This is a genomic window from Bacillus sp. FJAT-26390, from assembly GCF_001682865.1.
Lineage (GTDB): Bacteria > Bacillota > Bacilli > Paenibacillales > Paenibacillaceae > Pristimantibacillus.
Genome location: NZ_MAQX01000033.1, coordinates 232,448 through 252,879 on the forward strand (window position 1 = coordinate 232,448; position 20,432 = coordinate 252,879).

Below are 20,432 nucleotides of genomic sequence, written 5' to 3' on the forward strand. Positions count from 1 at the left end.
CAGAGCCTGACCAATGAGTCAGGCTTTTTATTATGTATTCTGAAAGGATTACTGCCATGCATAAATTACCGCATTTCAAGCGGTTTATCTTTATTTTTGTAGGAGCCGGCCTGCTGCTGATTCATTCATGGGTCAGCTATGTTACGTTTCATTACCCTTACCTCGGCATTGGCGTGAGCTCTACCGACAACATTAATTGGTCAATCTCGGAAATCTATGAAGACGGCGCAGCCGAGAAAATGGGGCTTATCGTCAACGATACCGTGCTGCGCATCAATGGTGGGCCTACGGGCGAGCATTTCACCGTGCTAAAATTCCGAGATATTGAACAAGCCCATTCGATTGAAATCATGCGAAACGGCCAGCGATATACCTTTGATATCAAAAATAACACGAACGAGCTCTCATCCAGGTACGTGCTGGGAATAATAGGCGAGCTTGTTCTATTTGCCATTTCCGTCTTTCTTTATTTTAACGTGAAGCATTCGCGATCCATTTATTATTTACTCGCTGTGTTCATATTAATGGGACTTGCCTTCATGTGCGCCGAAGCCTCTTCACGCTCAGACGCGCTTGCCAAATTCATTACGCTTAATGCGATGTCATTTATTCCGCTCCTGTTTGCAAAGTTCATCTATTTCTTTCTTAAGGAAAAGGGCTATAAGCTCTTTCATCAACGCTGGCTCAAATACGCTTTCGCTTTGCTTACTTTCCTGGCAGCGATACGGATCGTCTATTTTCTGAACATGCCCCTCCATCGCTATTTCTTGATTGACCGCTTTATCAGCTTGTTATGCTTTGCATTAGGATCGCTGCTTACGATCATTCTCTTAATCGTGATTTACATAGAGAAGCGCCATGAATACTCCTTCTCAGCCAAGGTGATCAAAATCATTTTCATCGCTTTTCTTCTGTCATTCTTGCCTTTTTTGCTTTTGTCGGTCGTTCCTGACTTACTGGGAAAACCGGTAGTCAGCTACGCTTATGCCGTATGGTTCATCACGCTATTTCCGCTGACCTTTATTTATTACACCGTTAAGGAGACGCTCTATAAGAACAATGGAACGGTCAGCTTTCTCTTTCCGATAAAAAATAGACGGCTTGGCGCGTTTTATCGTATTCTGACAGAGCATGGGCAGATTAAGAAGCTAGAGGATGCGAAGTTTAGCCTGCTGCCTCAGATTTGCACGGCACTTGGGCTTGAAGCGGCAGCGCTGCGATTCCATGACAACTCCCGCATCAGGCTGGTGACCCATGGACCGCTCAATAAAACAGAGCTGGAGCATGCTGTCCTTACGGATGACTTGCCCCCCTCAAAGCACATCGTATATGCCATAAATTCAGAACTGGATTTCACCAGCCATATTATTATGAAAAAAATATCGCCTGATCTGCCGTTCAGCGATGAACAGCAGCAATGGATTGCTATATTAAAAAGCCAGCTTTCTATTTTGATCGAGAATGTATACTTATCCGAGAAGCTCTCCATGAAAGTGAGCGAGCTCATTTCCGAGCCGGCCGCCGCAGCGGACATGCCTGCTGATTATTACTTATGGTTTAGAAAATCGCTCTATCAGATGCAGGAAAAGGAACGCCGCCGGGTTGCGACGGATCTGCATGACACGGTGATGCAGGATATTTATTTTGCCAAGCAGCGGGTCACAGCCATTCAAAACGGGAGGCTCGAGCCAGCCGCCCTGCAAACGGAATTAAAAGAGCTGGCGGAGTATTTGGATATTATTAATTTGAACGTGAGGGAAACGGGATTTCAATTGTATCCTCATCTGCTGAAAGAGGTTGGCTTCGCCGTAACGGTATCCAATCTCATCGAGACGGAGAGGATGAATGTCCCCTTTAAGCTGCAATTGCGCATTGAACAAAAGACGGAGTGGGAACAGCTTGATACCGATGTCCATCATCATTTATTTCGGATCATGCAGGAGCTGCTCTCTAATGCGAAGAAGCATTCCAAAGCGAATGAGGTCGATTTCCACCTCTACTACGCCAATCAAACCTTTGTACTCGAATATGAGGATGATGGCATCGGATTAAACGAAAAAGAGCATAGCGGGGGCATCGGCTGGCATGGCATCAATCATCGCATCAACAGCCTGGAAGGTAAAATGCAGTATTTTACGTCCATCAATAAAGGGTTAAAGCTTATCCTCACGCTGCCTGCAGAAGGGAAAGACACTTATGAATCAAGAAATTAAAATACTCATTATCGATGATCATCCGGCAATGGCGCTTGGCATCAAGTTCCTATTGGAGCAAGATCAAAGCATAAAGGTGCTTGGCATTGCAGCGAGCGGCTCGGAGGGCATCGAGATGGTTCGAGAGCAGCTCCCTTCCGTTGTTGTTCTTGATTTGAACCTTCCGGATGATACCGGCGTTCATATTGCCGCTGCGATCAAGGAGCAGCATCCTGCGATACATATCATCATCCATACCGGATATGACTATATTCCCTATTTCAATCGCCTTATCGAGTGCGGCGTAAGCGGGATTTTGAATAAGAGCGCTTCGCCCCAGGACATTCTGGACATGATCCATACCGTTATTCGCGGGTATACGATCATGCCGCTGCCTATTTTTAGACAGGTTCAGCTGCAGCGCCCGGATCATGTCAAGCACTACTGGGAAGCGGATCTGACCACGACCGAAGAGAAAATTTTATCGATGGTGGCCGACAAATATACGAACAGCAAAATAGCCGGCATCATTCACGTTAGCGAGAGCTCCGTCGAAAACTATTTGAAAAAAATTTACGGCAAGCTGGGCGTTAAATCCAAGGTCGAGGCGCTTGCCAAAATTACGCAGGACGACCGCTTTCAGCGCGTCGACAATTAAAATCAGCTTCTGCTTTAAAACGCAATAATGCCTGATGAGTAAAGAAAGACGAGCAGCACTAATACCGGAGCCACGTAGCGCAGCATGAACATCCACACGCGCAGCCACCATGAAGACAAGCCCGCTTCCTCCGCCGCCCCCTTCCAAGCATATCCGACGAACAAGGTTACGACTAATCCGCCGAGCGGAAGGATTATATTCGAGCAGACGAAGTCAACCCAATCAAAAAAAGGCTTGCCGCCAAACGTTAGCCACGGCGCTTTATCTCCTAATGATAAAGCGGACGGCAGCCCGACCAAGAAGCAAAGCAGCGTCAGCATCGCGGCAGAAAAGGTACGGCTCCAGCCGAATGCCTCGCGAACGAAGGCAACCGGCACTTCAAGCAGCGACACCATGGATGTCAGCGCCGCAAAAGCTAGCAGCACAAAGAACAAGCCTCCAAAAACCGCGCCTAACGGCATCGCGGAGAATGCAGCCGGCAGCGCCACAAACACGAGGCCTGGCCCTTGCGATGCCTCAAGCCCATATACAAAGGTTGTTGGGAAAATAATCAGCCCCGCCAGAAAAGCGTATGCTAAATCCCCGATTCCGATAGCCAGCGTAGCGAGTCCCAGCGATTGCCGCTTGTCCACATAGGCACCGTAAGTCATAATCGCCCCCATGCCTAGCGAAAGCGAAAAGAAAGCATGTCCCAGCGCAACGAGCGCCGACTCTGCCGAGAGCTTGCTAAAGTCGGGCTTTAGGAAAAAGGATACGCCCTCCCCTGCTCCCTCTAACGAAAGCGCGCGAACGCAAAGCACAAGAAGCAAAATGACGAGCCCCGGAATGAGAATCTTATTGAACCGCTCGATGCCTGCCGACACGCCCCGAATGATGACGAAACCCGTTAGCACCATCACGATAAATTGCCAAAGGACGGGCATCCAGCTGGCATTGAAATCATGAAAAAGCAGCGCGTAATCCTTATGCACGAACAGCTTTCCCGTGAAAGAAAGCATCGCATAGTGCAGCGTCCAGCCTGCAACTACCGCATAAAAGGACAAGATGACAAACGCGCCTACTATCGTAATAAACCCTAAGCCGCCCCACAGCTTTTGCCCGCTAAGGCGAATGAGCGAGGTCGCCGCATTTCCTCTGCCGCCCCTTCCTACCGACAGCTCGGCAAGCAGCACCGGCAGGCCAACAAGCAGCAAGCAAATGACGAATAACATAAAAAAGGCCGCGCCCCCGTATTGTCCTGTTATATAAGGAAACTTCCACATATTGCCTAGACCGACTGCGCTTCCGATTGCCGCTAAAATAAATCCCGAGGACGAAAACCTCTCGTCTGTGCGATATTGATCCTTCATTACCCTAATTCCTCCCGCTTCTATGCTTACCAGAATTTCTCTAGAGGTGCTGATGGGTAGTATGACCATTTTCGAAAAATATATCTGCATTCGTACATGCATGCCCTGCATAGGCTTCATAAAAGCGAATACATATCTCACAGGATGGAAGGTGAATCGATGGCGGCTGCTTCGTCCTTTGTTATTTTCCCGGATGGCGGCTGGAATAGCCTCCCCGCTCCCTTTCAACAGCTGTTCAGCAAGCTTAGTGATAAATATGCGATTTATATCGTTTCGGAAAGCCCCGTCCCTGCACAGGCGCCACCAGAAGTAACGTCTCTTTCCTTGAAACAGGCGGAGCAGTTCAACTGGGAGCAGGCTGCCGCCGTCGTTTTGCATCCTTGCTGGATTCAAACGGCGATGGCCGCTAAGCCGCTTATGCTTATTGCGATGCCGGAATCTCCCCAGCAAGGCGAGCCTGCACTTTGGACAAAATGCCGGAAATGGTTATGCGCGCATGCTGATTTAATCATCACGGAATCGGAGACTTATTATTTGGAGCAATCCTTTTGCACGGAGCATGTCTTCCTGCTCGACGGACGGGATGAGGTATGCGACTTGCTGGCAAAGCAGGCTTTCAGCTGGATGCTCAGCGGCTTCTCCCCTAAGCCGCTTATTCGTTTGCAGCAGCGCAGCCTTGCGGAATGGTACAGCAAGCTGCTCAGCGCTGGGGCTGGGCAGCCAGAGACGAGCAGGCTGCAGCCTTTATTTTTCCACGCGGTTTATCGGTATCTGATTTGTGATCTGGAACGAGCAAAGGAAGCGCTGCTTGCTTCATTCGAGCTTGCCGTTATGGAAGGAAAAGAGGACGCTCTAAGTACGTATTACCGTTTTTTGTCCGCCATTGAACTAAAGCAGGGACTGACCAAACAAGCCGTTCAAACGTACAGCTTCACCGCCGTCACGGAGGAGGAGAAGCAAACGGTCAGCTATCTGGATGATTGGCTTCATCAAGGGAAAGACGGGCTTGCAGGAGCGCTGCTCTATCGTCTGAACGATGATTTTAAGCAGTCGCTTGAGCGGCTGGAGCTGATTGAAGCAGAACCGATGGCCGAACGGCTCGCCACCGAGTCCTGCATACAGAGCGGACGGCTAATGAAGGCGATCGCCCTCCTATCACCGGAGCATCTGACGACCGATGAGGAACGGCAGCAATATTTGCTGCTTCGGGGAACCACGTTTCTGCTTGAAGGGAAACGCCACGAGGCGATTCATGCTTTTTTGGAGGCAGCGGAAAATGGCTTGGAGGCGCTTGGCAATATCGCCGAGCTGGCGGTGCTAGACTCAGCGGTGCTCGAGCTCGCCAAAGATGTTAGCAGGAGAGCCTCAGATATATAAAAGCGAAGAAGGAGGACGTTCCATGGACGACGGACGCATTTGGCGGCGCAAGAAGAACGGCAATAAGCTGACGGCCATTTTGCAGGTGCGAAATGAACAGGGCCGGTACTTGGAAGCGGTATTGTCCGAGCTATCCGGCTTTGTCGACGAGCTAGTTATTGTGGATGACGCCAGCACGGATGGAACCTATGAGCTATGCCGCTCCTTCGATAAAGTCGTGAAGCTGGTCCGTCTCGATACGCCTCTTTTTCGCTCGGAGTGGCAGCTGAGGCAAAGACTGTGGCAGGAAACCGTAGCGACAGAACCCGATTGGATTTTGTCGGTGGACGCGGATGAAATCTATGAGCAGCGGGCAGCCAAAGCGATTAGGACATTAATCAATCAGGAGCAATATGATTGGTTTGGTTTTCGCATGTTCGATTTCTGGGGCTCGCTCACTCATTACCGCGAGGATGAATGGTGGAATTTGCATAAGCGGCATACGATGACGCTCGTTCGCTATTTGCCGGGCTACCATTATTTCTATCCGCAATGGGAGCATCATGTGCCGAGACTGCCCATTACTGCCGCTGCGCTGCCGGGCGCTTGTACCGAATTTCGGATAAAGCATTTGGGCTGGGCAGGAAGCGGCGCCGATCGGCGTGCGAAGTACGAGCGTTACAAACAAATTGATCCATTCGGCAAGTGGGGCAGCCTTGCGCATTACGAGTCGATACTCGATCCGAAGCCGAATTTGATCCGCTGGCGCGAGGAGGCGATTGAGGATTGAGCGAGACTGAACGGGATACGGTTACGATTTTGACGCATAATTATTTAGATGGCTATACACAAAATATTTCGCGCCCGTTCGGCGGGGGCTTAGAGAGGTATGTGCATGCACTCTGCCAAGTCGTAACGGGCATGGGGCTTCGCCCCGTCGTGTATCAGCTCTCTTACTTTGGCGCATTTGATACGGTCTACGAAGGCGTTCGCGTTCGAGGCTGGACCTATGAGACCGATAAAATCGCCGCCGCTTTCGAGGAGATGGCCGAGGCTGCCGACGGATTGATCATTTATGGCAGCTGTATCTGGCATCCCATTCGCTACAGACCGCGCAGCATCGGCATTTGCCACGGCATTAGCTGGGATCGGCATGATATGACGCGGGAGGCCAAGCAGGATGTCGCTGCCATCATCAACGAAGCGATCAGGCAGCTCGACCGCGTCGTTTCCGTTGACTCGCAATTTTTAACTTACTGCCGCTCCGTCTGCTGCTATTCCGATCCCGCCAGCATTATTCTGCTCCCAAACGCGGTCGATACGGATTGGTTTACGCCGGGCAGAGGCAGCGAAGCTCAGAGCAAGCCTCTGCGCGTGTTGTTTCCGCGAAGACTCAGCTATGAACGCGGAGTCGTTCCGATGATGCTGCTCACAGATGCGATTTTGCAGGAGTACCCGAACGTAATTATCGAGTTCGCCGGCGAGCTGGTTGAAGGAACGACGATCGCTGCCGCTTTCCACCTTTGGGTAGACGCCCATCCGAATAAAGCCCGAATCGCGCATCGCACCTACTCGTTCAGCGAAGTCCGAGAGGCTTACAGAAATGCCGACATCGCCGTTATCCCGACGATTTTCTCAGAAGGCACGTCGCTTGCCTGCTTGGAAGCCATGAGCTGCGGCCTCCCCGTCGTATCCGCCAATGTCGGCGGACTAAACGATATCGTCATCGACGGCATGAACGGCAGGCTTGTCTCTCCAAGGGCACAAGCGCTCACCGAAGCGGTTCGCGCTTTGCTGGACGATGAGGACAAACGCCTCTCCATGAGCCAAATGGCCAGGCAAACCGCCCTCGCATTCGATCAGCGCAAATGGAATGAGCAGTGGAGAGGAATCATTGCGGAGCAGCTGGGGAGATTGAGGTGACTTCGGGCGCGGGGGTAGGTTGTTAGAGGGTTCGCCTAGCTAAAAAATCAATAAACGATTCAATCGTATATTGATTATGAAAATAGCGCAGAGACGGCTCTCAGCCTCGTCTCTGCTTCCACTTGCAGCGGCGGCATTGCTATCGCCGCAGCTACCGCGGCGCGAGCGCGCGCCGCGAACGCTGCCGCCAGCCCTGCTGCGGCTGCGCGGGCAACCCATGGCTGCGCCGCCGCAGACGTCGCGGCGCTGCCAAAGCTGCCAGCCGCAGCGCGCCAGTCGGCTGCTGCGGCTGCAAGCACGCCCGCGGCAAGCTGCGCGGGCGCCGAGCTGCCGCTCGCGAGCGCATAGCGCTGCGCTGCGCGGGCACCCTGTGGTGCGCGAATAACCGCGCACCATTGCAGCGGCGGCAGAGCCGATATGCCGCCCGCACCCGCAAGATCCACCCAAGCTTGCCAAGCGCGAACGCGCAGCAGCGCCTGCTCCAGCGGCGCCGAACACTCCCGCGCCGGCACAATCCCCCCGCCCGCTTCGCGAAGCGCAAGCGCGTACAAATAAAGCGCTCGCCGCTCGTCAGCCTCCGGCAATTGCTCCCACAACTCGCGCCCCTGCTCGCAGTCGCCTAGCTGCACGTATAACAGTCCTCGCCAGAACAAAGCTTGCTGCTTGTGATCAGCCCCAAAAACAGAAGCTATTAGCTTTTCAACGATTGGAACTTCGCTATTTTTGACGTAGCCTAGTTTCCCCTCAGCCTGCGACCCGTCTTCATTCCGGGCAAGCGTTTCAAACCCTGCATCGCCCATCCGCTCCAGAAGCGCTTCGCCTACTGCCTTTATCTCCTGCTCACTTCCCTCATCTAGCAGCTTGCTCAAAGCCTCCAACAAACGCAATCGAAATCGATCATCCACCGTCCCCAGCAGCATCAGTCGTTCCCATGCGGCTAAATAACGAGGCTGCCGAGCTGCCGACCTGCTGTAGCAATCTGCCGCCTTCTCCCAAGCGTACAAGCGCTCGCAAACTATGCCTGCCGCATGCAACGTCCGGTAGCTTCCCGCTCCAGGAGCGGTCGAATAATAGTCGGGAACACTCCCAATATGGAGTGCCTGTTCAAGCACAGCAAGCGACTCCGCGTTTCTATCCTGCTCTTGCAAAGCTAATGCCAACGCTTCATAAAGATCCGGAAAATCTGCAAATCCAAGCTCTACGATGCCTTTTCTCGCCCATTTCTCCGCAGCGTGAAGCCTGCCAAGCGCAAGACAGGCGTAGCTCAGCTTTAATAGAAGATCGGAAGCGTAGCCGTCATTTGCCTTTAATTGCTGCGCGACCGGTTCAAGCCAAGCTGCCGCCTCCGCCCAGTTGCGATAAGTAAAGCATTCTGTCCCCATGGCGTAATGCAGAACAGGATCTTCAGGATTATGATGCAGAGCAGCTTGCAAAATCCGCCTATTCCGCTCCCGCTTCCCCTTCCTTGCTACAACTTCAGCTCGATAGCCCTCATGCCACACTGTCACCGGAGCATAAGCCAGTGCCCTTTCCCCAAACGACGTTATGCTTGTAGCTGCCTCTTCATGCAGCGCTCCTCTAAACCGGATTTGCGGATCATTGCGAAACAAGCGGCATACCGCATCCGCAATAAAGGCATCGCCCGCTTCAAGCACGTTGCCTCCTTCTATGCTTGACCCGATCCAGCTGCACAGCTTAATGTAATATCCGGCGCATGCCGTATTCGCAAGCAAGTCCTCCCAAATATCCAGCGCGGCGGGCTCAATCCGTTCATCCGCATCCAGCACCAGCACCCAAGGCTGCTTAGCCTGTTCAAGCCCTAAATTGCGCGCTGCCGCAAAATCATCAGTCCAAAGCGCGTGTACAACCTTCGCTCCAAAACCTTCTGCAATTTGGACCGTACGATCTGTCGATCCCGTATCTACGATGATGATTTCAGATACATACGCTTGAGCGGATGCTAGACATGCAGGCAAAAGGGTCTCCTCGTCCCTGACGATCATACATAACGAAACAGGCGGCTTCCTAGCCATAGTTTGAGTATTCGCGCTTACAGCGTCCTTATCCTCAGCATTCATCGGCGAGGCCCCCAGCCTTCCTCGCATGGAAGGAGCAGCCTAAGTGCAGTTACGGCTTTATTGGAGCGCTGCAGCCGCTCCAAATGCCAATCCGCTCGGAGGCACATCTCTGAAAATAAACCCGACGTACCTATCGGCGTTTGCACGGGTTCCTGCTCCTGCTCCTGCCCCTGATCCCGCAACAGTCCCCGCTCCGTTTTCTGCCCCTTCTCCTCATCCCCCACTCCACCAATTCGCTCGAACCATGCCTCCAGCCGTCGTCTCTGTTCATCGCTATGCTGAGCTGCATGCCAGTTCACCCATTCGATGGCCGCCTGCTCGCAGCCGCTTTCCGCGATAACATCCGCTACCTTCAATACAGCCTCCTCATTATGGCAGGCGAGCTGAGCTGCCAGTATCGCCGCTAGTCGATCTGCTTCTCCGGCGATGCGCAAATATCTGCACAGCCTGTACAGAGGCGGCATTAGTGAGGAATGCTGACGGAGAGAAGCGATATAAGCGCGAATAACGCCTTGTGTATCAAGCTGCGCTTCCTTCAGCCTGCCGAGCATATAGGACGTGCGGTAAGTGCCGATTCCATCCTCCGTATGATACTGCGGCGGAGCCGCTCCAAGCTGCAACGCCTTCTCGGCAGCATGCACTGCTTGTCGCAGCTGGCCGTTCTGCGCCAGCGATAATGAGCGATAATGGTGCATATCGGGATAGTCGGCGAATTGCGCCGTCCCCTTAGTCGCGGCATCAACCGATTCAGCCCAGCGATGAAGGGAAAGCAAGCTCCTCACTTCATATTTCAATACCAGATGCGCATAGCTTAGCTGTCCGAACCCTTCCTGCTTCTTGACGAAACGAAACGCCTCAAGCGCCTTCTCTGGCATGCCCGCCCGCAAAAACTCTACGCCCAAATTATAGCGATGAAAGACGTTATTCGGCTCTTCCAGAACCGCCCGCTCCAGCAGCTCCATATTGCGCTGCAGCTTATTTTTCTCAAGCACAATATCATGCCGATAGCCATAGTGAAAAATTTTTGCATCCGTCAGCCGAAACACGGCCTCCGGCCATCTCCGTAAAATAGAGGCCGCGATCTGCTCGTGAATTCTGCCTTCGAACCGAATATGCTGGTCATTGCGAAACAATCGCAAAACAGGGTGAACCGTCCCTCCCCGTTCATCGTCGCTTGAACCAACCACATTCCATATTTGCAAAAATAGCCCTGAAGCCTCGTGATCAGCCTCCTCTCGCAGCTGACTGCCCGTTGCAGCATCAAGCATCTCGTCTGCATCAAGAAACAGCACCCATTCGCCTTGAGCTCGTGCAAGACCAACATTCCGTGCCTTGGCAAAATCCTGCTCCCACTCCGCCCGCACGACGATCGCCCCAAATTGCTCCGCAACTTCAATCGTGCGATCCGAGGAGCCTGTATCGACGATGATAATCTCGTCAACAATACCTTGCACGCTCTTCAGGCAGCGAGGCAGCTGCTGCTCTTCATTCCGGACGATCATGCATAAGGAAATCAGCTTCCGCAGCTTCTCCATTCGCTCGCCTCCTTTGCATGCCGTTCCATTTCGTTTTCCAGCCCAGCGCATCTAGGCGCTTTATAACTTCCTGCAGTCTGCTCGCATCGGATTCAGCCCAGCTTCCATCCCAGCCTCTGCTGCTCCCCGCGCCTGTTAACTCCAGCGCTTCTAAAACAAGCTGCAAGCTGGCTGCGGCTGAACCGAGCGTTGATCGGTCTGCCGTACCGCCATCTGTCGACCCTCCAGCCGACGCACCGCGCTCGAACATGCCCAGCGCTTCGCTATAAAGACTCTTATTGTAAAGCAGCTCACCCAAGCGAAACCAATGCCCGCTGTTTAAATCTCCTTCTTCCGAGAAACGGCGCAGCATCCATTCAGCGGCAGCATCCTTATAACCTTGGTCGTACAGCACATGCTCAAAATATACCGATAGCGCTGCATCCGTATCCGCCAGCCGCTTTGCAAGCCGAAGCATCCCCAAAGACACGGCTCGCTCAAGCAGCTCTTTGGCAATAGCCATTTCCTGCTTCTGGGCAAGCCAAGTTTCTTCCTTATTAGCCGAGTATGAAGCATCTGCCAGCATCGTCTCGATTATTTTTAACCATCCGCTATCGCTCTCAGGCCATATCGCTTTAGCCGCGTAATCCAATTCTTCATCTGCCAGAGCACGGCTATCGTTCCAAAAGCACAGCGCTGCGGCTATCGCTATTTCCCGGAGCAGCGCTTCCCCACTTCCTCCTTGTCGCCGCTCCAGCTCCTTCAACAGCATTTCTCCCGCTTCCGCATAATGCCCCGTGCCGATAAGTGCGGCAGCAAACCCGTGAACATCCTGCAGCGATCCATGCTCAGCAAGCACATCGCTTTCCACACGCCTCCACAGCGGAAGCGCTATGCCAAAAGCGCCTATTCGCGTCAAGCATCGGGCAAGCCATAGTTCCCCTGATTGCGGCATGCCAACCACCTTTACGAGCCGGTCACGAATAGCCGTATCACTTAAACCTTTTTGGTGAAGCACGTCTGCCAGCCCACAGTAAGCTGGCTCCCAATGCGGAATTTCCGTTACCAATTGCTCGAACAGCAGCTCAGACCGCTCCAGCTCTCCTAGCTCCAGCCATACGTCAGCGAGTGCAAAACGTGGCAGCACGCCGCCCGCTTCCGCTTCCGATACATAACCCGACACGCTTTTGCCTACTGCAATAGCCGCCTCATAAGCTGCTGCCGCTTCAAGCAGCATGCCGGTTGAGCGAAGAGCATCCCCGTACAATAGCTGCAAATCCGAATAACCACTGTATCTCTCAGCCTCTGCTTGCAGCATAGCTGCGGCTTCCTCTGCATGATGAAGCGCAAGCAGTACTTTTGCGTAATCCCGTACTAAAGTTGGCCGAAACGGAGCATCTGCCGCTACCTCATCGAGCGCATGTTTGAACGCTATTCGAGCATCCTCCACTCTGCCAAGCTGGCACATCGTAACGCCATAATTGTAAAGGCAAAAAGGATCATTGGGACGCCTAGTCAGCTGCCTCGCAATGATCCGTAAGTTTCGTTCCGCTTTTTTCTTGCGCGCTATTACCGAAGGCTTATATCCATCATGTTTAATGGTTAGTCCGCTATCGCTTATTGGTCCGTCTACATCAAGCACCCGGCCTGATTGGCTCCCGCCGGCTGCCGGCTTGACAAGCTGTTCGTGAATTTCTCCTACGTATAGGTATCCGCGATCAGCGCGAAATACCCGCACGGCATCATTCACCTGCTGTTTGCCCACACCTTCAGAGCTCAGCTCATGCTCCATCCGAAAACGAAGTGCAGCCGACGTCGTCCGCTTTAGCTCCTCCCGCAGCTTCAGCCCTGACTGAACAGACTCCGCCAACCACTCATCAGCATCCAACACGAGCACCCACAGCGTTCGTGCATGCAGCAAGGCTTCATTTCTAACTACGGAGAAATCATCCTGCCAAGCAACGGGCAGCACTCTAGCGCCATACCGCTTCGCTATATCTACCGTATCGTCTGTAGAGCCTGTGTCTGCAACAATGATCTCATCTGCAAATGCTTTTACGCTTTGCAAGCAGCGCTCAAGCACATCAGCCTCGTTACGCGCAATTACGTGTACGCCGAGCAGCATTCGCTACCCTCCCAAATAATAAATCATTATTTTGCTGAAGCACGCATTAAGTGCCTTGTCCGTTAAAATAAGCATCAATGGTTGTCGGCAAGCCAGCCGCGCTAGAACGATAGGAAAGTCTCGTATATTTCAAAAAGCGCTGCGGCACAAGTACGTCCACAGAGCCTACTGCGACTCCCGTTACCGTATCGACATCGTCATACCAGTTCGTTCCGTTAGCGCTGATCTCTACCCGCGCATCTACCGCATTCGTACCTGGGCCTCTATTGTATACAAAAAACGAATACGTACCGAATACGCTCGTCGTTACGGCTGGCAAAGGCGTGAACGCATCGACCGTCGGAAGGTTCAAGCTGCTCGATTCTTGGAAGCTCTTCTGCGAAATGGACGTCACACTGCTTAGTGTTCCCGCCGTAATTGTCGCTCCGAGCACGCTATTGACTGTACTCAGCGTTCCCGCGGTGATCGTCGCTCCGAGCACACTGTTAACCGCGCTCAACGTTCCCGCTGTAATCGTCGCTCCGAGTATGCTATCGACCGTACTTAGCGTTCCTGCCGTAATCGTTGCTCCGAGCACACTGTTAACCGCGCTCAACGTTCCCGCTGTAATTGTCGCTCCGAGCACACTATTCACTGTACTCAGTGTTCCTGCTGTAATCGTCGCTCCGAGCACACTGTTAACCGCGCTCAACGTTCCCGCTGTAATCGTCGCTCCGAGTATGCTATCGACCGTACTTAGCGTTCCCGCCGTAATCGTTGCTCCGAGCACACTGTTAACCGCGCTCAACGTTCCCGCTGTAATTGTCGCTCCGAGCACACTATTCACTGTACTCAGTGTTCCTGCTGTAATCGTCGCTCCGAGCACACTGTTAACCGCGCTCAACGTTCCCGCTGTAATCGTCGCTCCGAGTATGCTATCGACCGTACTTAGCGTTCCCGCCGTAATCGTCGCTCCAAGCACACTGTTTACTGTGCTCAACGTTCCCGCCGTGATCGTCGCTCCGAGCACGCTGTTGATCGTTCCTGCCGTGATCGTCGCCCCGAGCACGCTTGTAATCGTCCCCGCGGTAATGGTCACGCCCATGAGGTTGCTGATCGTACCGTCTAACATAATATTCAAAATATGACCTGCGGTGTCAGTCGCTAATGCTTGCGGGGTATCCGTGCTGTCTCTGCCGAAAATGAGTGTGCGTAATTTATCCGGATTGGGGTTAAACGACGAGAAGTTTGGCATTGTTTATTCACCTTTTTCCTTTGGGAATGTGTGCGGCCACGAGGGAGGGCCGGCTATCTGGCTTGCTGCGCTTGAAAATAGACTTGCAGCACCGTCGGCTGCCCTTGCTGCTCAGACTTCATTTTCAGCCGAGAGTAACGCATGAATTTGGAAGGAACAATGACCTCCGTCATCCCCTTCCCTACTACACCCTCTATGTCAATCGCATAATCGGAGCCGTTAGGACCCACTTCAAGACGAAGCTCAGCCGGATGCTCGCCATGATTAACAACGGCGTACGAGTACATCATTTTGTTCGAGGTATCCTGCATCGGAAGCGGCTTGAAATGATCGGTAGTCCTCACGTCCTTATACACAATTTCACAAAATCTTGAAGGCGTGCAGGCTGCGGAATGCTTGCGATGACGGCATTTGCGATTGCGTTTTGGTCTTCTCGGAGGTGATAAGGAATGTTTATTACAAACCTTTTTCTTAACAACCCCTTCACAACGACTCGCTGATTTTGGCATCTCCTCTTCTTCCCCTCGTGTCCATGCTTCGATAATCTATGTCATTTCTACAAGGTTTGAAACGGCGATTGTTACTTCTTTCATGAATTTAGACCCTAAAAATTCCATATTACCCAAACTAACAAGCTGTTGGCGCCATATAATGCTCATGATAGAACTCTATTCAAAAAAAGAAGAGGTCTTCCCTATGACAAATAACGCGGTATTTAATAATGAGAATAACCCCCTTTATATGCTCATCAATAATCCATACAGCACCTCTGCGTCTATCGCTCCGCCAGAGACAAACGCCTCAAGCAATGGAAGACTCTTTATGGTTACAACTGCAAGCGCAGCAATTGCCGGAGGCTCGAACCAGCTTGTCCAAATTACAAATCCTAACTTGAGCGGCCGGTCCTTATATATTTCTAGAATCTCCGGCGGCACTACTTCAGCGGCTACCCTCATCTTATATTCCGGCGGGACTGTAACGGGTGGAACTACGCCCACTCCCTTTAACTGCCAATTCGGAAACGCTACAACCAGCATCGCTACAGCAAGAACATCATCCGGCACAGTCGGCGGCACGCCAACCCAATTCATGTCGCTGCCGATGGCGACAGGCATGTTTAATCTTGATTTTACTGGCGGCATCATCGTTCCTCCCAACCGTTCCATAACGCTTTCTCTCGGCCCGGGCGCCATTACTGCTGCAACGAATATCACATGGTGGGAGGTTTAACATGCCTAACTATAATCCGATAGACAACCCCCGCAACGAGGTTTTTGGCGAGGCTGTAAATGGCTATAATGATCCAGGCTCCGCTTCCTTTCCTACAACCGGTGCCGCTCGAGCGGGCAGATATTTTTCAGCTGAGGCCAATACCAGCGCAAGTCTAGGCGTACTCGGCGGAACCGTTAACATCACCATACTGCTAAACAATCCGGCCGCGAGCGGCAAAAAATTACTCGTTCACAGTATTGGCGGTACAATTGACATCTCGCTCAGCTTGCTTTCCAGCTTTTCAGGACAAGTAACGATGAACAGCGGGGGCACGCTCACCTCCCCTTCGGCGGTGACTGCTTCTAATTTGAATCTAGGAAGCTCTGTAACCAGTGCCGCAACGCTTACCTCTTCAATCAGCGCGCCAACCGGCGGGACTACCTTCATGATCTACCCCCTTTTCCCTCAGCCTTTTCGTTTAACTTACACGGGAGGAATTGCCATTCCTCAAGGCCAATCCTTGGTCGTCAACGTAAGAGGATCACTAACGCTGCTCGGTTTGCTCGGTACGAGAGTCAATATTTCTTGGTGGGAAGCCTAAATGCAATCGAATTTTTCCTATCTTATTTCACACACGCTTTTTCCTGCCCTCCGCTCACTCGATCAACGTTTTAATTTTCAGCATCATTGAAATAAAAGTTTCATATTTTTGTATTTTTAACCCCTAAACACAAACAAATATCAAACATTAAATTTCGATAAAGTGTCATGTAATAAAAGGGATGTTTAAAATATCCATCTATGAACCCGAAAAAAATATTGCATATTTAAACCTAATTCACATATCAATCTTCATATCGTAAATGCAGGTCTCAAAGACTCCCAAACACAAAAAAATAGATAGAAACGAAATTTCCGTTTCTATCTATTTTCAACTTGTCATTTCAATAAGCTTCCTATCCAGCATTAAACGTGAATTCAATATATGCAGATGCGTTAGCGTACGGGATGAGGGACCAGATCCGTGATCGCTTCATCGATCTAGGCTGCTGCAATAGAGTAAGACAAGCCCATGAGGAAGCCGTATTTTGCCCGTGAAAAAGAGAATAACCAAGTGTCCGCAATAGATTCGGCTACAACCCTTTAATAGTGCCCGGTATCAAGCTGCTATAGCCATATTCCGTTGATGTCAGTGCCATAGTGTTGACCAAAGCAGCTCTGCTTTATTAATGCGGCTGCTTCTACAGCATCCATAAACAAAAATTTTTCTTTCGAGAGGCTAGCAGCTGCCTCTCTTCCAAATAAACAGCAGCCCTTTGCCGTTTACGCATATTCCGAGTCATTTCACAGTTTGTCCCTTGCTCGCTGAACAAGATTTCGCCAACCTGCTGCACTTCTCGCTCTAAATCGACTAAAAAAGCCATTAACTGGGCTTTTTTTCGCCGGGAAGCCGCATCTATTTCATTTTTCAGTGAGGGAGCACTAGAGCAGCTGTTCGATATCGGCCTTCATATCGAGGGGCTCGTCGGTCGATTCGAACCGTTTGATGACATTGCCTTCCCGATCGATCAAGAACTTCGTGAAGTTCCATTTGACCGAGTTGCCCTCAAGGTAGTGTGGCAGCTTTTCCTGAAGAAAGGCGTTGAGCATTTTGCCGCTAGGGTCGCTAAGCTCAAAACCGTTAAAAGGCGCTTCCTCGGTCAAATGCTTAAATAGCGGATGAGCCGTTTCGTCCCTTACATCCGTCTTAGCAAAAAGAGGGAAGGAGACGCCGTAATTCAATTGGCAAAAGCTTTGCACATCAGAATTGGCTCCTGGCTCCTGCTCGCCGAACTGGTTGCTAGGGAATCCGAGAATTTCGAGCCCTTGCTCTTTGTACTCCTCGTACAGCTTCTGCAGATCGGAATATTGCGGCGTAAAGCCACATTTGCTAGCTGTGTTGACGACAATCAACACCTTGCCCTTATATTGTTCCATGCTTATTTGTTCACCTTTAATGGTTTCTAGCTCATGCGAATAAATGCTCATAGTTTACAGCCTCCTGTAGGTTCACATATATTTCAGTAAATTAAATTGCATACAATTTAATTACTAGTAAAGAATACCATAAAATTTCACGGCTTGTCAAACCAAATAATTAGAAATTCACGGACAATCGGAGATTATAAAAAAATAAAAGGACTGCTCCCTAAGCGAGTGGCCTCGCCTCTTGAGAGCAATCCTTTCTTCAAACGGTTTACGATGACGCCGGCTTCTTTCTTCCGCTTAACCAATCCGTGAACAACCCATAATCATGCTCTACCTGATCGGCATAGGAAATTGCCCAGTTCGCAATCGACGTGCAAAAGGCATCTTCGTCATTGCCCATCGCCTTCACGATTTCCACTTCACTGTGGTAGGCAAGTATGCCTTGAGCTACATCAGCATCCGCGCGCGCGTGCATCTTAGCCGTTAATTTGCCCATACTGTCCGTCACCGACAGCACATCGCCGACCGTTTCAAGCGATTCCAGCTTAAGCCGCTTCTTATACGGGGACCGCTCGCGCACGTAGAACTGCCTGTCTCCGATCGACAGCCATCCAAGGTAAGGGTCGGCTTCGTGGTGCATCGCCTTCTGCGTCATCGTCACCCTCTTGCCCTGATGCTCGAACATCGCCCAAAACGTTTCGTTATAAGGCATGAAGTACGCCGGAACCGGAACGCGCACTTCCTTCACCTCCAACACGACATCATCCTCACCCTGCGCTTCTTCGCCAGCTTCAATCAGTACATAGAAACGGTCGAGCCCGATAGAGGCCGTCCCTGAGCCATGCTTCACCGCGATATCCTTCACCTGAAAATGGCGCAGCTCCTCCGCATCATCCGCTGCGACCGTAGCCAAATAGCCAGGCCAAGCTTCCAGCAAAGCCGCTCGCTCTTCGTCGGTAGGCGGTACGATCTCATCGGTCGAAGCAAATTGCCTATGCTCCTGTACGAGTGCCGTCACCTTCTCCAGGAAGTGCTGGTCCTTGCGTTTTTGCAGCTTTTTGAGCAGCTTCTTCACCGGACCCTCCGCTTGCTCAATGTCGATCGCAAACGTGCCGGGATCATCCTTCCCTTTTACGAATCGACGCATTTGCTTGGAATAAGCCTGCAGATAAGCTTCAATCGCGCTGATCTGGTTATCGTAGGTCTGCCCCTTGAGCCTGCCGACAAGCGCGATGCTCACGGACATCCGCAGCAGGTCGTATAAATAAGAGCCCAAGTAACCTTCATCAAAATCGTTCACGTCATAGACGAGCGTCCCCCGTTCATTCCGAAAGGCGCCAAAGTTCTCAAAATGCAAATCGCCTTGAATCCAAGTCGGACGATTCAGCGGCGTATGGTAAGGAAACCATTCCCGGGATACGTCAAAATAAAACAAATAAGCGCTGCCGCGAAAAAACGAAAATGGCGTCTCCGACATTTTCAAATACTTCTCCTCGCGCTTGCCGCGCGCAAGCTTCATTATTTTTTGATCAAACTCTTGAAAAATTGCGGATAAAGTCCGCTTTCTTAGCTTATTCTGCGTCAGCTTTACCCGTTCGGTCAGCTTCGGATCCATAGCTCTTCCCCCATTCAGACTATGACTCTACTTTTTGCAGCCTCATATAATCGCTAATCATAGCAACCCGCCACGGTATAATCATGCCAAATGCCAGCAAATAGAAGATAGCGCCGGTTTGCGGGATCGACATATACTGCTCCACGACGCTATGAAGCGACAATCTAATAATGAACAGCGTCAGCATAATAAATATAAACGCCTTCGAGCGCCTGACATAGATTTCGGATTCCACACGCTCTAGGCGCGTCGTAACGATAAGCGGAAACGCAAAGATCAGCATGCCGGTTAGAAAAGCGGACAAGCCCCACACCCAAGGAATATGAGTCGCCGAGAATGCAAACATAACGAAGCCCGTTGCCATGCCAAGCGGAGGAATGATGATTTTGCGCAAGGAGGTGGGCTGTTTCCCGGCACGAATACGAAGAATGATAAGCGTAAGCCCTGCTAAAGCCGATACAATGATCGAGCTCATTTGAATGAAATAGGTAGAGAACAACACCGCGTCCTCCCTTATGTATTGGTATGAGTGTCTTATTATTTCTTTCATCGTACTGCAAAACAGGAATCACTGCAAACCGCAGTATAACCGCTAAGAAACTTATGGCGTTTTACTAGCGTATACCCCTATAATTGGAAAAAAGGTATGTTAAGGAGAGAGTTTACTTGGAGACGAATGCACAGGCAGAATCCCCCTATGAATGGCCAAATTCTTCCGCGGCTTCATTAGTGCCCGAAACCGGCGGCGGCATGCAGCAGGAGCTTCAGAGAGTATGGCAAAAGCTTGCTTTTTGGATGCGGGTATCTGCCGTTTTCACGCTGTTATTTGGTCTATTTCAAACCTGTATTGGCATCATCAACTTTGGCTGGGGAACGATTGCCGGGCTTCTCGAGCTCGTCATTGCCGTTTTGCTCATCATCATGGCAAGCGCAGCGAAGCGGCTGCAAGCAAATCCGGGCGAAGAGCAGACGGTCACCAAGCTTGCGCGGCATCTCACACTGTACTTTAAGCTGCAAGCCGCTTTTGTCGTCGTTTTTTCGTTCGTCATTATTATGCTTGTCGTGACGATTTTGCAATTTTTAACCGACTGGGACTGGCTCGTCCATCTTGTCAATGAAGGCAAAAAGCTGGACAAGCTAGTCATTAAATTACAGGGATGGTACGAAACGATCGCGGATTGGGTGACAAAATTATTCGGATAACCGGC

At 51.3% G+C, this 20,432-nt stretch carries 17 protein-coding genes; 7 read left to right on the top strand and 10 right to left on the bottom strand.

The window, feature by feature from the left end; genetic code table 11:
• Window positions 1-56: 56 nt before the first annotated feature.
• Together A7975_RS25355 and A7975_RS25360 are read left to right on the top strand one after the other, a co-directional pair.
• On the top strand, window positions 57-2,213 hold the full coding sequence (locus A7975_RS25355; protein WP_065386980.1) for an ATP-binding protein: 2,157 nt from the start codon (window positions 57-59) through the stop codon (window positions 2,211-2,213).
• Window positions 2,197-2,850, top strand: a complete 654-nt coding sequence (locus A7975_RS25360; RefSeq protein WP_053373714.1) for a response regulator transcription factor — start codon at window positions 2,197-2,199, stop codon at window positions 2,848-2,850. Before A7975_RS25355 ends, A7975_RS25360 begins: the two co-directional genes overlap by 17 nt.
• A gap of 14 nt (window positions 2,851-2,864) precedes the next feature.
• Here the strand turns inward: A7975_RS25360 and A7975_RS25365 are convergent, their stop codons facing one another.
• Window positions 2,865-4,199 carry a sodium-dependent transporter gene (locus tag A7975_RS25365; RefSeq protein WP_065386981.1) on the bottom strand — a complete coding sequence of 445 codons (1,335 nt, stop codon included), beginning with the start codon at window positions 4,197-4,199 and terminating at the stop codon, window positions 2,865-2,867.
• A 159-nt stretch (window positions 4,200-4,358) separates the two neighbouring features.
• Here A7975_RS25365 and A7975_RS25370 point away from each other — a divergent pair, with 159 nt between their 5' ends.
• Genes A7975_RS25370 through A7975_RS25380 form a run of 3 tightly spaced genes read left to right on the top strand, consistent with a single transcriptional unit; the run spans window position 4,359 to window position 7,478 of the window.
• On the top strand, window positions 4,359-5,576 hold the full coding sequence (locus A7975_RS25370; RefSeq protein ID WP_065386982.1) for a hypothetical protein: 1,218 nt from the start codon (window positions 4,359-4,361) through the stop codon (window positions 5,574-5,576).
• Window positions 5,577-5,598: 22 nt separating this feature from the next.
• Window positions 5,599-6,345 carry a glycosyltransferase family 2 protein gene (locus A7975_RS25375; protein WP_053373711.1) on the top strand — a complete coding sequence of 249 codons (747 nt, stop codon included), beginning with the start codon at window positions 5,599-5,601 and terminating at the stop codon, window positions 6,343-6,345.
• Entirely contained in the window at window positions 6,342-7,478 is a 1,137-nt protein-coding gene (locus tag A7975_RS25380; protein ID WP_065386983.1) for a glycosyltransferase family 4 protein, read from the top strand. Before A7975_RS25375 ends, A7975_RS25380 begins: the two co-directional genes overlap by 4 nt.
• Before the next feature lie 74 nt (window positions 7,479-7,552).
• Here the strand turns inward: A7975_RS25380 and A7975_RS25385 are convergent, their stop codons facing one another.
• The 6 genes from A7975_RS25385 to A7975_RS34325 all read right to left on the bottom strand — a co-directional run bounded on the left by A7975_RS25385 (window position 7,553) and on the right by A7975_RS34325 (window position 15,595).
• Entirely contained in the window at window positions 7,553-9,556 is a 2,004-nt protein-coding gene (locus A7975_RS25385; RefSeq protein WP_065386984.1) for a tetratricopeptide repeat-containing glycosyltransferase family 2 protein, read from the bottom strand.
• Window positions 9,553-11,091 (bottom strand): tetratricopeptide repeat-containing glycosyltransferase family 2 protein, encoded by a 1,539-nt coding sequence (locus A7975_RS25390; RefSeq protein WP_065386985.1) that lies wholly within the window; start codon window positions 11,089-11,091, stop codon window positions 9,553-9,555. The genes A7975_RS25385 and A7975_RS25390 overlap by 4 nt, the downstream gene beginning before the upstream one ends.
• The gene (locus A7975_RS25395; RefSeq protein ID WP_065386986.1) at window positions 11,042-13,195 is read right to left on the bottom strand and encodes a glycosyltransferase family 2 protein; all 2,154 of its coding nucleotides are present in this window, start codon (window positions 13,193-13,195) and stop codon (window positions 11,042-11,044) included. Before A7975_RS25395 ends, A7975_RS25390 begins: the two co-directional genes overlap by 50 nt.
• 46 nt (window positions 13,196-13,241) lie before the next feature.
• On the bottom strand, window positions 13,242-14,429 hold the full coding sequence (locus A7975_RS25400) for a DUF6385 domain-containing protein (RefSeq protein WP_255314555.1): 1,188 nt from the start codon (window positions 14,427-14,429) through the stop codon (window positions 13,242-13,244).
• A gap of 53 nt (window positions 14,430-14,482) precedes the next feature.
• On the bottom strand, window positions 14,483-14,785 hold the full coding sequence (locus A7975_RS25405; RefSeq protein ID WP_053373705.1) for a DUF6385 domain-containing protein: 303 nt from the start codon (window positions 14,783-14,785) through the stop codon (window positions 14,483-14,485).
• A gap of 381 nt (window positions 14,786-15,166) precedes the next feature.
• On the bottom strand, window positions 15,167-15,595 hold the full coding sequence (locus tag A7975_RS34325) for a hypothetical protein (RefSeq protein ID WP_176707812.1): 429 nt from the start codon (window positions 15,593-15,595) through the stop codon (window positions 15,167-15,169).
• 65 nt (window positions 15,596-15,660) lie between these two features.
• Between A7975_RS34325 and A7975_RS25415 the strand changes: the two genes are divergently transcribed.
• On the top strand, window positions 15,661-16,242 hold the full coding sequence (locus A7975_RS25415; RefSeq protein WP_065386988.1) for a hypothetical protein: 582 nt from the start codon (window positions 15,661-15,663) through the stop codon (window positions 16,240-16,242).
• 881 nt (window positions 16,243-17,123) lie between these two features.
• Here the strand turns inward: A7975_RS25415 and A7975_RS25425 are convergent.
• From A7975_RS25425 to A7975_RS25435, 3 genes are all read right to left on the bottom strand, one after another.
• Complete coding sequence (locus tag A7975_RS25425; RefSeq protein ID WP_053373701.1) at window positions 17,124-17,669, bottom strand: glutathione peroxidase; 546 nt, start codon at window positions 17,667-17,669, stop codon at window positions 17,124-17,126.
• Window positions 17,670-17,877: 208 nt separating this feature from the next.
• Entirely contained in the window at window positions 17,878-19,224 is a 1,347-nt protein-coding gene (locus A7975_RS25430; RefSeq protein WP_065386990.1) for a DUF2252 domain-containing protein, read from the bottom strand.
• A gap of 19 nt (window positions 19,225-19,243) precedes the next feature.
• Window positions 19,244-19,726, bottom strand: a complete 483-nt coding sequence (locus A7975_RS25435; RefSeq protein WP_442950605.1) for a CcdC family protein — start codon at window positions 19,724-19,726, stop codon at window positions 19,244-19,246.
• Between the two features lie 164 nt (window positions 19,727-19,890).
• Here A7975_RS25435 and A7975_RS25440 point away from each other — a divergent pair, with 164 nt between their 5' ends.
• Window positions 19,891-20,427: a DUF5362 family protein gene (locus A7975_RS25440; RefSeq protein ID WP_065386991.1), complete on the top strand. Its 537-nt coding sequence runs from the start codon at window positions 19,891-19,893 to the stop codon at window positions 20,425-20,427.
• Window positions 20,428-20,432 lie beyond the last annotated feature (5 nt).